General features: G+C 60.0%; 11 protein-coding genes. 6 read left to right on the top strand and 5 right to left on the bottom strand.

The features are described from left to right. Positions 1-12 precede the first annotated feature (12 nt). The 3 genes from aceA to FHT82_RS09110 all read left to right on the top strand — a co-directional run bounded on the left by aceA (position 13) and on the right by FHT82_RS09110 (position 2,756). A complete protein-coding gene (aceA, locus tag FHT82_RS09120) occupies positions 13-1,302 on the top strand; it encodes an isocitrate lyase (RefSeq protein WP_183728718.1) in 1,290 nt (429 codons plus the stop codon). A gap of 13 nt (positions 1,303-1,315) precedes the next feature. Beyond that, positions 1,316-1,552 (top strand): hypothetical protein, encoded by a 237-nt coding sequence (locus FHT82_RS09115; RefSeq protein ID WP_183728715.1) that lies wholly within the window; start codon positions 1,316-1,318, stop codon positions 1,550-1,552. A gap of 106 nt (positions 1,553-1,658) precedes the next feature. Beyond that, on the top strand, positions 1,659-2,756 hold the full coding sequence (locus FHT82_RS09110; RefSeq protein WP_183728712.1) for a helix-turn-helix transcriptional regulator: 1,098 nt from the start codon (positions 1,659-1,661) through the stop codon (positions 2,754-2,756). Positions 2,757-2,763: 7 nt separating this feature from the next. Here the strand turns inward: FHT82_RS09110 and FHT82_RS09105 are convergent, their stop codons facing one another. Beyond that, a complete protein-coding gene (locus FHT82_RS09105; RefSeq protein WP_183728709.1) occupies positions 2,764-3,633 on the bottom strand; it encodes a LysR family transcriptional regulator in 870 nt (289 codons plus the stop codon). 14 nt (positions 3,634-3,647) lie between these two features. On the opposite strand from FHT82_RS09105, the gene FHT82_RS09100 reads away from it, so the two are divergent. Next, positions 3,648-3,965 carry a hypothetical protein gene (locus FHT82_RS09100; protein WP_246698103.1) on the top strand — a complete coding sequence of 106 codons (318 nt, stop codon included), beginning with the start codon at positions 3,648-3,650 and terminating at the stop codon, positions 3,963-3,965. Here FHT82_RS09100 and FHT82_RS09095 read toward each other — a convergent pair. The 4 genes from FHT82_RS09095 to FHT82_RS09080 all read right to left on the bottom strand — a co-directional run bounded on the left by FHT82_RS09095 (position 3,938) and on the right by FHT82_RS09080 (position 10,365). Continuing rightward, entirely contained in the window at positions 3,938-5,779 is a 1,842-nt protein-coding gene (locus tag FHT82_RS09095; protein ID WP_183728707.1) for a methyl-accepting chemotaxis protein, read from the bottom strand. The two genes, FHT82_RS09100 and FHT82_RS09095, sit on opposite strands and share 28 nt — an antisense overlap. Positions 5,780-6,036: 257 nt before the next feature. After that, on the bottom strand, positions 6,037-8,565 hold the full coding sequence (locus FHT82_RS09090; RefSeq protein ID WP_183728704.1) for a HAMP domain-containing methyl-accepting chemotaxis protein: 2,529 nt from the start codon (positions 8,563-8,565) through the stop codon (positions 6,037-6,039). Between the two features lie 308 nt (positions 8,566-8,873). Beyond that, positions 8,874-9,017 carry a hypothetical protein gene (locus FHT82_RS09085; protein WP_183728701.1) on the bottom strand — a complete coding sequence of 48 codons (144 nt, stop codon included), beginning with the start codon at positions 9,015-9,017 and terminating at the stop codon, positions 8,874-8,876. A 166-nt stretch (positions 9,018-9,183) separates the two neighbouring features. Further along, entirely contained in the window at positions 9,184-10,365 is a 1,182-nt protein-coding gene (locus FHT82_RS09080; protein WP_183728698.1) for an NAD(P)/FAD-dependent oxidoreductase, read from the bottom strand. Positions 10,366-10,494: 129 nt separating this feature from the next. On the opposite strand from FHT82_RS09080, the gene FHT82_RS09075 reads away from it, so the two are divergent. Further along, complete coding sequence (locus FHT82_RS09075) at positions 10,495-11,931, top strand: glutamine synthetase family protein (protein ID WP_183728693.1); 1,437 nt, start codon at positions 10,495-10,497, stop codon at positions 11,929-11,931. A gap of 9 nt (positions 11,932-11,940) precedes the next feature. Then, complete coding sequence (locus tag FHT82_RS09070; protein WP_183728690.1) at positions 11,941-13,236, top strand: FAD-binding oxidoreductase; 1,296 nt, start codon at positions 11,941-11,943, stop codon at positions 13,234-13,236. Positions 13,237-13,362: the final 126 nt, after the last annotated feature.

Raw genomic sequence — 13,362 nt, 5'->3', positions numbered from 1 at the left:
GAGGAGATTGGCATGACAGATTTTTACAAACTGATCCGCAATACACCTGACGGACGTTTCGACGGCATCGAGAGGCCTTATTCGCCTGAGGAAGTCGAACGGCTGCGCGGCTCGGTGACGCTGCGCCACACACTGGCAGAGATGGGAGCTGCGCGGCTCTGGCAGCTTCTGCATGAGGAGAATTTCGTCAACGCGCTCGGCGCGCTCTCGGGCAACCAGGCCATGCAGATGGTGCGCGCCGGGCTGAAGGCGATCTATCTCTCCGGCTGGCAGGTCGCGGCCGACGCCAACACGGCATCATCGATGTATCCGGACCAATCGCTCTATCCGGCCAATGCCGGGCCGGAGCTGGCAAAGCGCATCAACCGCACGCTGCAGCGCGCCGATCAGATCGAGACGGCTGAAGGCAACGGGCTTTCGGTCGCGACCTGGTTCGCGCCCATCGTCGCCGATGCCGAGGCCGGCTTCGGCGGCCCGCTCAACGCTTTCGAGATCATGAAGGCCTATATCGAAGCGGGGGCCGCCGGCGTTCACTTCGAGGATCAACTGGCGTCCGAGAAGAAATGCGGCCATCTCGGCGGCAAGGTGCTGATCCCGACCGCAGCCCATATCCGCAACCTCGATGCCGCACGGCTTGCGGCCGATGTCATGGGCGTTGCAACACTCGTGATTGCCCGCACGGATGCCGAGGCGGCGAAGCTCCTGACATCCGATATCGACGAACGCGACCAGCCTTTCGTCGATTATGATGCCGGTCGAACGGTCGAGGGCTTCTATCAGGTACGCAATGGGCTGGAGCCCTGTATTGCGCGCGCCGTTGCCTACGCCCCGCACTGCGACCTCATCTGGTGCGAAACGTCGAAGCCGGATCTGGAACAGGCGCGCCGCTTTGCCGAAGGCGTACACAAGGTGCATCCCGGCAAGCTGCTCGCCTATAATTGCTCGCCGTCCTTCAACTGGAAGAAAAACCTCGACGATGCGACCATCGCCAAGTTCCAGCGCGAACTCGGTGCCATGGGCTACAAGTTTCAGTTCATCACGCTCGCCGGTTTCCACCAGCTGAACTACGGCATGTATGAACTCGCCAGCGGCTATCGCGAGCGGCAGATGGAAGCCTATTGCGAGCTGCAGCAGGCGGAATTCTCCGCCGAGGCGCGCGGCTATACCGCCACCAAGCATCAGCGTGAAGTCGGCACGGGCTATTTCGACGCCGTGTCGCTGGCAATCACCGGCGGCCGGGCTTCGACCACGGCCATGGGGGAATCGACCGAACATGCGCAATTCAAACCGGCTGCCGAATAGAGGAGGAAACGCTATGGCATCCCTTGCACGCGTCCGCGAACGGACGGAAGAACAGGCAAGCAGCATGACAGACGACCAGCAGGCAGTGATCCGCATGCTCGCCAATGATCTGCACAGGCTGAATCTATCAGTGATGAAGGCAGTCGAGGCCGGTGTTTCGGTCGAGCTGGTGCGCTCTGCCCGGCATCACGGCGGTGACGGAAACTGGGGCGATCTGCTGATACCCGTGATCGTCGCCAACAGGAACTGACACCAGAGGTCCGGCGGCACAATCCGCCGGGCCTACGCTATTTGACGCAATTGTCACCACAGCGGAGTCGCGGCATAATTGAGCATCTCTTCGAACGGAACTGCATATGCCCGGTTCGCCGCACGCAAAACTCGAAGTTCTGACCGATCTGATCTACGGCGCGCTCTTTGGCGAGACGTCGTGGCAAGCCTTTCTCGATGCGCTGGCAGCGACAATGCCGGACGCCAAGTCCACGCTGTTTTTCCACGATGCCGTCGCGCGAGCAGGCGGGCTCTCGCTGTCCTCAGGTCTCGAAAACACGGAAACCGAGGCCTATAACCGCTATTACGCGGCCATCAATCCATGGATGCCGCGCGCCGCCACCCGGCCGATCGGCCTTGGCGTGGTCGCCGATCAGATGCTGCCGCGCGAGCAGCTTTTGAAGACGGAATTCTACAACGATTACATCAGATGGATAGGCTGCGAAAGCAGTGTCGGCGTGACGATCATGCGGGAACGCGGACGCTCCTTCAATCTTTCGACGCTGACCTCATCCGCAGATCCGGATTTCAACCGCAGCAATGCCGAGTTGCTCAGCGAGCTCGCACCGCATCTGCGCCGCGCCTTCGATTTCATCCGCCGCGAGCACCGCGATCCCAATAATGAAAACGGATTGGCGCTCTTCGACGCGATCGGCGTTGGTATCGTCTATATCGGCGAGGATCAGAATATCCGCTCGATTAACAGCGCGGCGGAGCGGATGATGGCCGAGGGCGAGGTGATCGGCGTGACCTCGACCGGGCGGATCATGATCAATGACGGAGAACTCGCCTCCCGCCTGTCTGCTCTGCTGCGCAACCGCTTGCAGACAGCTTCGCCGGCGACCACGCTGATCAGGATGAAGAACACCAGCTTCAAATGCACGCTGGTGAAAATGCAGTCGGATTTCATCACCGAATTTCTCGAGGGACCGACGGTGGCGATGATCATCGAGCGGGCGAGCCTGCCGTTGCGCCCCGATCTCAATGACGCCCTGCTGCGTATCGACCAGCTGACGGCAGCGGAAATGCGGATTGCCGCCGGCATCGCGGCTGGCCTGTCGCTGCGCGAAGTCGCACGAACGAACGATGTCAGCTACGAGACGGCACGCTCGCATCTCAAGAACATCTATTCGAAGCTCGGGGTGAACAGCCAGGTGGGGCTCGTGCGGCGGCTGATGCCGTAGCGCCAGATCATCCGCGACTGGCGCGCTTGCCGGCGAAGAGGTCGGTGTAGCTTTTCAAAAGCCTCGTCATGCGGTCGGCAACCGTGCGGATTTCCGGGCGGTGACGATCCTCGGCATTCATGACGATCCACTGGCGGTGACGCAGCTCCGGCAGTTCGCCACCGCATCGTTCCAGTTCGGGATCGAGATCGCCGACGAAACAGGGCAGCACCGCCTTTCCCGCCCCCGTACGCACCAGGTCCGGCAGGGAGCGCGGACGGTTGACCGTCGCGACGATCGCGGACGCAGCATTCTGATAAGGCCAGCGCAGATAGGCGGAGATCGCATCCTCCGCGCCGACGGCGATCCATCTGGCATCGTCCCGGCTGGCATTGCGCCTGACATAGACCGCATAGGCGACTTCGCCGAGCTGACGGGCGGCGAGATTGCTTTCGTCCGGCTCGAAGGCGCGGATGCCGATATCACTTTCCCGGTAATTCAGGTTCGCCCGCGCTTCGCCGATAACAAGGGAAATGGCAAACGTGTCCGCCGGCATGCGGATTGCCGAAAAATTCTCCGTCAACAGCCAGGAGATCCATGTGCCGGCCGTAATCCTGACGGTGCCCCCACCCTCGGAAGATTGCCGCCACGCGTCGACCTTCCGGGCGGCAGCCTCCATTTCCTGCAGATGATCGACGAGGATCTGGCCATCCGATGTCAGGCGGTAGCCTGTCTGACTGCGGTGAAAGAGTGTGCGGCCGAGTTCCTGCTCGAGCTCGAGCATGCGGCGGCCGATCGTCGCCGGGCTCAAAGCAGTGGCGGCGCTTGCGCCCGTCAGACCGCCAGTGCGGGCGACCTTAAGGAAAAGCTGATAGGAATCCCAGTTACTGTTTTTCATGAGTGAAAAACATAATGGGATTTCGCCTGTTTAAGAAGCGTTTTTTGATGTGTAGATCAATTGATGTCCACAAACGAAAGGACATCATGATGATCGAAAGTTTCCTGATCGCCGACATTGCTGGCCGGATGCAGCGGGCAAGATTGCTGCAGCGAACGAGACGCGACCGGATTAAAGACGAAGACGCGTTTTACAATACGGTCGCAAGCAGCCCCTTGGTGCGATTTGCCGCCTGGCTAACCGAGCCGAGAAATCGAGGCGCCGGGCACACGAAAGTGCAGCCCGGCAGAAATGAATGCAAATATCAAGCCGCCTGTCTCACGCGGCCATGACTGGCAGCGCCTTCGGCGAGGCGGAACTGCTCGATGAGCGCCATCAGCATGTCGGCCTCTTCCGCCAGCTGGCGGCTTGCCTGCGTGGCTTCGGCAACCATGGAGGCATTCTTCTGCGTCATCTGGTCCATGGCGTTGACGGAGCTGTTGACATCCTGGAGGGCGGCCGACTGGTCGCGGCTTGCCGTGGCGATGGTTTCGACATGACCGCTGATCGCAATGATCTCATGGCTGATCGAGGCGAGCACGCTGCCCGTCTTCTGCACAAGCTCGGAACCGGCATTGACCTCGCGCGTCGACTGGTCGATCAGCGCCTTGATTTCCTTGGCGGCGGTTGCCGAGCGCTGGGCAAGCTCACGCACTTCCTGGGCGACGACGGCAAAGCCCTTGCCAGCCTCACCGGCACGAGCTGCCTCGACGCCGGCATTCAGTGCCAGCAGGTTGGTCTGGAAGGCGATATCGTCGATGACGACGATGATCTGCTCGATGCGCTGCGAGGCGTCTTCGATGCGGCCCATCGCAGCGACCGCGTCACTGACGACGGCACCGGAACTGTCGGCCGTCCGCTTGGTTGCGGCAACGACATTGTTTGCCTCGTGCGCGCGCTCGGCGGAAGAGCGGACTGTGACGGTGATCTCTTCGACGGCGGCTGCCGTCTCCTCAAGGCTCGCGGCCTGGGATTCGGTGCGCTTGGAGAGCTCGTCAGCCGAGGCCGAAACCGAACCGCTGTTGCGTTGAATAGAAGCAGCGCTCGCCCGAATGCGCGTGAGCGTATCCTGGAGGCGCAGGAGCGAGGTGTTGAAGTCCATGCGGAGCTGTTCGAGCCGGCCGACGAAAGGCGTTTCGATGGTCTGCGAGACGTCGCCCTGCGACAGGCGTCCGAGACCGGCGGCAAGCTGATTGACGGCAAAATCGATTTGGCCGTCCAGCGTGCGCTTCTCCGCATCGTTGCGGCTGCGCTCGGCATCGTTCAGGGCGCGCTGTTCGGCGGCCTGCGTTTCCAGTTCCTGGCGGGCGACCGCGCTGTCGCGGAAGAGAGCGAGGGCACGGCCGATGTCGCCGAATTCGTTCTTCTTTTCGACGCAGGGAACGGCGCTGACGAGATCACCCGACGAAATGGCGCGCACGCTTGATGTCAGCGCCTGCATCGGCCTGACAGAACGGCGGATCGCATAGAAAGCGAGCACGCCGACGAGCAGCATCACCACGGCGCCGACACTGAGAACCAGCGTCTGCAGTTCGTTCATACGCTGGTAATAGACTTCCATGGGTATGCCGATGAAGAGGATGCCGATTGTGGCGCCCGAAGGATTCTTGACCGGGAAATAACCTGTCATGAACTTGCGGCTGAACAGGTCCGCCGGACCGTAATAGGCATTACCCTGTGCGAGCACAGGCTGGGCGGGATGATCCGCGGCAAGCTTGGTGCCGACGGCACGGTCGCCATTTTCCTTCTTCACATTGGTGGAGACGCGGACGTAATCGCCTCCCTGCTTTTCGAAGATGGTGGCGACGCCGGCGATCGATTGCGCCGTGCGATCAACAAGCGAATAGTCGCCGAAGGCCGGGATCTTGTCTTCGGTGACGCCGGACAGAACATTGTCCTTCAGATCGATGCGGACGTCAGCATCGCTTGCGCCATAGAGAACCGCCATCGAGCGGCTTGCATCCTTCGCGTCGGATACCGCGCTGTCCATGACATAGCTGCCGAGGTTGTAATAGGTCACGCCGACAATCGCTGCGGTGCTGACCGCAAGCAGAAGCAGCGTGATAGCAACGATCTGCCGCACGATGGATGTCGAAAAGAAACGCATCTGGAACCTCTGGCGAACACAACCTCTATGACGTTCATAAGACTGCGTTAGGGAAAATTTTCTCTTAACGCAGGGTTCGCGCTGCCCCTTTTTCTTGTCTTTTTTCAAATCCAGTATGACTTCATGCGTGCATCATCCGTCATCAAGGCGGAAAAATTTCAATCCGTCTCTTTTTTCACAACCTTAGCATGTTTTGATCGGTGAATAAAAATGGCCCCGAAAACGGGGCCATTTGCATTGCGGATGGAAGGCTGGAATCAGGCGGCGCGGTAGATGTGCATGTCGCTGCCGCCATCGATCTTGAACTGCTGCACGAGATGCAGCAGCGCATCCGCCTCGTTTGCCAGCTCGCGGCTTGCGGCAGTGGTTTCTTCTACCATCGCAGCGTTCTGCTGGGTCATCTGGTCCATCTGGTTGACGGTGGAATTGACCCCCTGCAGCGCGCTCGACTGGTCGTGGCTGGCGCGGGCGATCATTTCGACGTGCTGGCTGATCGTCACGATCTGGGCGCTGATCTTGGCGAGAACCGTTCCGGTTTCCTGTACGAACTGCGAACCGGAATTGACCTCGCTCGTTGACTTGTTGATGAGACCCTTGATCTCCTGCGCGGCAGCGGCAGAGCGCTGGGCAAGCTCGCGGACTTCCATGGCGACGACGGCGAAGCCCTTGCCGGCTTCACCGGCACGGGCGGCTTCGATGCCGGCATTGAGTGCCAAAAGGTTGGTCTGAAAGGCGATCTCGTCGATGACGCCGATGATCTGCTCGATCTGGCGCGACGCATCCTCGATGCGTCCCATGGCGTCGATCGCATTGTTGACGACGACAGCCGAGTCATCGGCACTGCGCTTGGCCTGACGGACGATCTGGTCGGCATCCTTGGCGCGCTCGGCAGACGAGCGGACGGTGACGGTAATCTGGTCGACGGCGGCGGCGGTTTCTTCCAGCGACGCGGCCTGCTGCTCAGTGCGCTTGGAGAGATCCTCGGCGGACTGGGCCATCTGGTTGCCGTTGCCCTGGATCATCTGCACATTGTCGCGGATCTGGCTCATCGTGGCCTGAAGGCGCATCATCGAGCCGTTGAAATCCTGACGGAGTTGTTCGAGGCGACCGATGAAGGGCGTATCGATCGTCGTCGAGATATCGCCCTGAGACATGCGCTCAAGACCGGCGGCAAGCTGGTTGACGGCATATTCGATCTGCCTGTCCATCTCGCGCTTTTCAGCATCGTTGCGCTGGCGTTCATGCTCGGCGGCCTGACGCTCTTCGTCACTCTGCTCCTCGATACGGATCTTGGAGATGGCATTTTCCTTGAAGATGCCGAGCGCGCGAGCAATATCGCCGATTTCATCGGAACGCTTCTCGCCGGAGATGTTGGTGTCGAGCGCACCTTCCGCAATGCGGCGCATGGCTGCGGTGATCTGGGCGATCGGCCGCTGCAGCGTCAGCACCAGCGCAATGCCGCCGATGATGGACACCAGGATGCCGAGCGCAGTCGTGCCGACGGAGATGCTGTTGGCCTGATCGCGCTCTGTACCGGCGGTCTGCTTCTGCACTTCCGCGAAGCTCGTCAATTGGCGCCAGACGCCATCAAGCTGCTGTCGTGCTGCGGCATAATCGGTCGTGCGCTGATTGATCACATCGACGAGGGACTGTGCGCCCTTGTCCATCGAGACGAGAGCCGGCGAAATCGCGTCGACAATGTCCCCGGCGAAATTCATACCCTTGGCACTTGCCTGAAGGGTGTTCAGCATGGTGTTGAGCGTGGCGATTTCCTGGTTCAGACGAACGCGATTTTCCTTGTTCGGCTTGGCATTGAAATCGGCAAGCACGAGCTGCAGCGAATAGATGGAGCTTTCAAGGCGCCGCGTATCCTCCAACACCGAGTTGGTCTGGGCGATGCGGCTGTCGAGCTCCACGAAGGTCGTCGTTGCCTCGCGCATCATCTGCGTGGCGGTGAGCTGCGTGTAAGTCGACATCTGGCGGAAGCGGGAAACGAGACGGCCGAGATTGGCAACGCCCTCATCCGTGCCAGCCTCCGGCGCCGCCACCTGAGCCTTCAGGTCGCTGACGGTCTGCGCCATCGACTGCGTCATGCTCTTCTGGTTCTGCGGTACGGAGATCTCGATCATGCGCTGCGCCTTGATGATCTGAGGCAGCGCATCGGTCACGACCTTCAGCTTGTCAGGCGAAGTCTGCGCCTTATTGAAATCATTCATGGCGGCTGCAAGCGTATCGCCGCCCTTCAGCAGACGATCAGCAGCGCGCAGCGTTGCCGTCGCGTTGCCTTCGTCGGTGCGGACGTTCTCTTCCAACTGCTTGGCGTCGTAGCTGACGTTGAAGCGGTTGGTGATCATCACTTTCTGGGCGTCGTCGATCTGCTTGCGGAGGGCTACTTCCTGCTCGTGCAGGGTCCAGAGCTTGCCGACCGTATCCGAAATGCCGTTCGTGCCCTCGATGGCAGCCTGCAGGTTGTCATGACCGGCATTGTCGCCGATCTGCGCCATGGTGGCGTTCAGCGTCTGCCCCTGGGTCTTGATATCGGCGTAGAGCTTGTCGCGCGCCTGCTCGTTGGTCGTCTGCAGGAAGTCGTCCATCGACGCGTAGAGATCCTTGAACCCGCTCAGCGACTGGAGAACGCTGTTGGAAATCTCCATCCGGCCCTGCAGCAGACCGGAGGCATAAAGACCAGTCAGACCGACGGCGGAAATGGTGATGACGAATGGCAGAACAAAAATCAGAACCTTGGTCTGAATCTTGAAACGAGAAAGAATCTTGTCAATGAACATGGCGCGCCGTGCCTTTCATACACCACTCCTCCCGCCGGCAGCCTTCTGGCGCCAGCCGGGTGCATATCGAGCTGATCTACTAACAGTTGGGAAAACCCTGGAGCGGGCGGCAATCATTGCCAGTTCATCTCCGGCAAGACCGGAAACACCCAAATATTCGTCTACAATGTGTCGGATTATATATTAATTTTCGGATAAGCGGTGAGAACGCGTTAGCCGTGATCGCACAATAGTTGCAAATTGCACGGTGCGGAATCGCGATATATCAGTCGCGAAACCGAGCATTTCCATTTCAAGCTGCGAAAAGATCAGATGAAGTGGGAAAGAAGAACAGCAATGCTGGCGGCGGTCGCGCCGGCGGCGAGCATCAGATAGCGCAGAGTTACGAGCTTTGCATCAGGCTTTGCCTGGGCGATTGCGATGGCGCGGGCGCGTCGAGTGTTTCTGTTCATTGCGAAACCTCACTTCTGTCTAAATACAACAATCCAACAAAACAGCTTGCCGGTAAAGCTTAATTTAGGAACGGCTTTGCCAACCTGCCATTGAGACAGGATGGCGCAGCCAACCTTAAGAAGTCTTGAATCGCCCGAAAGGTTTCGCGTCTATAAATATTAGCGTTTACAATGTCTCACCGGCCGCAAAACCGGATGCCCAGGCCCACTGGAAATTATAGCCGCCGAGCCAGCCGGTCACATCCACGCATTCGCCGATGAAATAAAGACCGGGAACGGCCTTGGCCTGCATGCTGCGGGAATCGAGCGCCGTGGTGTCGATGCCGCCGAGCGTGACTTCCGCCGTGCGGTAGCCTTCGGAACCGGAGGGCCTGACGGACCAGTTCTGCGCCGCGTCGGCAAGCCGGGTCAGCAGCTTGTCGGAGAGGTCGGCCATATTGCCGCCGATCGCCTCGCGTTCGACGATATATTGCGCCAGGCGCTTCGGCAGGATTTCGCCGAGTGCGGTCTGCGCCGACTGGCGTCCGTTCGTCTGCTTGGCCTTCTTCAGATGGGCGGCGATATCGACATCCGGTTCGATATCGATCGTGATGGCATCGCCTTCCCGCCAGTAGGAGGAAATCTGCAGGATGGCGGGGCCGCTGAGACCGCGGTGGGTGAAGAGCAGGGCTTCGCGGAAAGCGGTCTTTCCGTGGCGGATCTCGGCTGGCGCGGAAATACCTGACAGTGGCGCGATGCTTTCAAGCAGGATCGGGTCGAGCGTCACGGGCACGAGGCCGGGGCGCGTTTCGGTGAGAGCAAGACCGAACTGCTCGGCAATGCGATAAGCAAAGCCCGTCGCCCCCATCTTGGGAATGGATTTTCCACCGGTTGCGATGACGAGCGAGGAAGCTTCGAAGAGGCCTTCCGATGTCGAGACACGGAAGCCGCTTTCGGTCTTCTCCACGCCCGAGATTTCGATGCCGAGATGCCAGGCGGCACCCGCCGCGCGCATCTCGTCGAGAAGCATGAAGATTATGTCCTTGGCGCTGTTGTCGCAGAAGAGCTGCCCGAGCGTCTTTTCATGCCAGGCGATCCCATGACGGTCGACCATGGCGATGAAATCCGCCGGCGTGAAACGGGCCAGCGCCGATTTGCAGAAATGCGGATTGGCGGAAAGGAAGTTCTTCGGGCCGGCATTGATGTTGGTGAAATTGCAACGGCCGCCGCCGGAGATGCGGATCTTCTCACCCGGCGCGCGCGCATGGTCGAGCACGGTGACCGAACGGCCGCGCTGCCCGGCGCGAATGGCGCACATCATGCCTGCGGCACCCGCCCCGATGACGATCACATCGCTCTTACGCTGCAAAATCCGTTTTCCCTGCTGAAATCGCGTCTTCTTTTTCCATCAAAGGGCTGATGTCAACGCCTTACACCCCCTCGCCAATTGCCAAACTCCGGTTATGATGGCGTCACGATCAACACAAACCGGTGTGTCATGTCCCCAAAAAAGACGACGCTGAAGCCTGCCAGAAACGTACCCGCCTCAAAGAAATCCCCTCCCGATCCCGGATCTCTGCGCGGTGTTGCGAACTGGATGGAAGCGGCGCAGTGGCTGAGGGCACGCGGGATCGAAGACATCGAATGCATCACGCCGGACCTTGCCGGCGTGCCGCGCGGCAAGATGATGCCGTCCTCCAAATTTACCTCCAACACATCGCTCGCACTGCCTTCGGCGATCTACCGCCACACGATATCAGGCGAATATCCAGAGGAGACCGAAAGTTTCCGCTACGAGCCGCGTGACAGCGACCTGAAGCTCGTGCCCGACCTTTCCACCCTATCCGTGGTGCCTTGGGAAACCGACCCGACCGCGCAGGTCATTTGCGACATCGTCAACTCCGACGGACAGGAAGTTCCCTATACGCCGCGCAACGTATTGAAGCGCATTCTCAGCCTCTATGCCGAACGCGGTTGGAAGCCGATCGTGGCGCCGGAAATCGAATTCTACCTGGTCGCCACGAATGACGACCCGGACTATCCGCTGCATCCGCCCAAGGGACGTTCAGGTCGTTCGATTCTCGGCGGCCAAGGCTATTCGATCGCCGGCATCAACGAGTTCGACGAACTGATCGACGACATCTACCACTTCTCGGAAAAGCAGGGCCTCGAGATCGATACGCTGATCCACGAGGAAGGACCGGCGCAGCTCGAGATCAACCTCCGTCACGGCAATCCGATCGAACTTGCCGACCAGGTGTTTCTCTTCAAGCGTACGATCCGCGAGGCGGCGCTGAAGCACGATATCTACGCCACCTTCATGGCCAAGCCGATGCAGGGGCAGCCGGGTTCGGCGATGCATATCCATCAGTCGGTCGTGGATATCGCCACGGGCAAGAATGTCTTCTCGAACAATGACGGTTCGGCCTCGAAGGAGTTCTTCCATTTCATCGGCGGCATGCAGAAATACGTGCCGAGCGCGCTTGCCATGCTGGCGCCCTATGTGAACTCCTACCGCCGCCTGCAGCCGGACATGTCCTGCCCGGTCAACAATGCCTGGGGTTACGACAACCGCACGACGGCCTTCCGCGTGCCGGTTTCCGATCCGCAGGCGCGGCGCGTGGAAAACCGCCTGCCGAGTTCGGATGCCAATCCCTATCTCGCGCTTGCCGCCTCGCTGGCCTCAGGCCTACTCGGCATCCAGAAAGAGATCGAGCCGACGGCGCCGACCGAGGATTCGGCCAATGAAGGCTCGATCGACCTGCCGCGCGGCCTTCTTGAAGCCGTGGCGCTGCTGGAAGACGAACCGGCCTTCGAAGAAGTCTTCGGCTCGGAGTTCATCGGCCTTTATGCCGGCGTGAAGCGTGGCGAATTCGAAACCTTCATGCAGGTGATCAGCCCCTGGGAGCGGGAATTCCTCCTTCTGAACGTGTGAGGGTTCGCCATGACGAAAGAGACATGGCAAAGCCCCATCGCACCCGGTGTATCCTGGTATCAGGCAACAATCGACGAGCGCCCGGACTATCCGGCGCTCGACGGCTCAAGGCAATGTGACGTCGCTGTTATCGGCGGCGGTTATACGGGTCTGCAGGCCGCTTATAATCTCGCCAAAGCCGGGGTCTCCGTGACGCTCATCGAGGCCAACAGGCTCGGCGACGGCGCCTCGGGACGCAATGGCGGGCAACTTGGCACCGGTCAGCGCTGGTGGCCGGAAGAGCTGGAAAAGGAGATCGGTTACGAGCGCTCCAGGGCGCTTTTCGGTCTCGCCGAGGACGCCAAGCGGCATCTCATGGATTTTGCGACCGAGCACCAGATCGACTTGGATTATGTGCCCGGCCAGCTCAATGTCGCCCACAAGGAAAGCTACAAGCGGGAATACTACGAGAATGCGGAGATCGCGGCCCTCCGCTATGATTACCCGCATATTCGCTTCATGGACCGCGAGGAAACGCAGGAGCGGCTCGGCTCCAAACGCTTCTATTGCGGCGTTCGCGATACCGGCACCGGTCATATCCATCCGCTGAAGCTGCTGGTCGGCCTTGGCCGGGTGGCTGCCAATGCCGGCGCCGATATTTTCGAAATGACCAGGGCAAAGTCGATCGGTCAGGGCAGCGGCAGAGTTATCATCGAAACCGAACGAGGCACGATCACCGCCGACCGGGCGCTGATTGCCTGCAACGGGTATATCGGCAATCTGGAACCGGTCACAGCAAGCCATGTGATGCCGATTCGCTCCTTCATCGGTGCGACCGTGCCGCTTGAGCGGTTTCCCGATGTGTTGCCGGGCGGCGAGGCGGTGGCGGATTCGCGCTTCGTGGTGCGCTATTTCCGCAAGTCGAAGGACGGGCGGCTGCTCTTCGGCGGGCGCGAGGCTTATACTTCGGACAATCCGCGGGACATTACGCAACATATCCGCCGGCAGATCGCCGAAATCTATCCCGCCTTGAAGGATATCGAAATCACCCATGCCTGGGGTGGCTCGGTCGGCATCACCATGCCGCGCCAGCCTTTCGTGCGCGAGGTGATGCCTGGCGTGACCTCGATCGGCGGTTATTCCGGCCACGGCGTCATGCTGTCAAATTACTGTGGCAAGCTCTACGCAGAAATGGTGCTGGGAAAATCGGCCGATCTCGATCTCTTCAAGGCGCTCGATATTCCCGCCTTTCCGGGCGGCGCGCGCATGCGGGCGCCGCTGCTTTTCCTTGCCCTGTCGTGGTTTGCCCTCCGCGACAAGTTTTAGTTCGATTGCGGATTTCCTCTCCGGGAAATTCGCTTTAAAACCGATGACCGACAGATTCATTGCACCGCACACTGGCTTTTTTAAATCGATTAGATTAAAACGGCCGCCAACCAAGCCTGATTGAGA

It is taken from the genome of Rhizobium sp. BK275 (assembly GCF_014193555.1).
GTDB lineage: Bacteria > Pseudomonadota > Alphaproteobacteria > Rhizobiales > Rhizobiaceae > Rhizobium.
This window is presented reverse-complemented; position numbering and strand designations above follow the sequence as displayed.

What these genes read in the sequence shown, in the direction of transcription:
- aceA (WP_183728718.1), top strand. Translation starts at nt 13, where the DNA reads ATGACAGATTTTTACAAACTGATCCGCAATACACCTGACGGACGTTTC.
- FHT82_RS09115 (WP_183728715.1), top strand. Translation starts at nt 1,316, where the DNA reads ATGGCATCCCTTGCACGCGTCCGCGAACGGACGGAAGAACAGGCAAGC.
- FHT82_RS09110 (WP_183728712.1), top strand. Translation starts at nt 1,659, where the DNA reads ATGCCCGGTTCGCCGCACGCAAAACTCGAAGTTCTGACCGATCTGATC.
- FHT82_RS09105 (WP_183728709.1), bottom strand. Translation starts at nt 3,633, where the DNA reads ATGAAAAACAGTAACTGGGATTCCTATCAGCTTTTCCTTAAGGTCGCC.
- FHT82_RS09100 (WP_246698103.1), top strand. Translation starts at nt 3,648, where the DNA reads ATGGGATTTCGCCTGTTTAAGAAGCGTTTTTTGATGTGTAGATCAATT.
- FHT82_RS09095 (WP_183728707.1), bottom strand. Translation starts at nt 5,779, where the DNA reads ATGCGTTTCTTTTCGACATCCATCGTGCGGCAGATCGTTGCTATCACG.
- FHT82_RS09090 (WP_183728704.1), bottom strand. Translation starts at nt 8,565, where the DNA reads ATGTTCATTGACAAGATTCTTTCTCGTTTCAAGATTCAGACCAAGGTT.
- FHT82_RS09085 (WP_183728701.1), bottom strand. Translation starts at nt 9,017, where the DNA reads ATGAACAGAAACACTCGACGCGCCCGCGCCATCGCAATCGCCCAGGCA.
- FHT82_RS09075 (WP_183728693.1), top strand. Translation starts at nt 10,495, where the DNA reads ATGTCCCCAAAAAAGACGACGCTGAAGCCTGCCAGAAACGTACCCGCC.
- FHT82_RS09070 (WP_183728690.1), top strand. Translation starts at nt 11,941, where the DNA reads ATGACGAAAGAGACATGGCAAAGCCCCATCGCACCCGGTGTATCCTGG.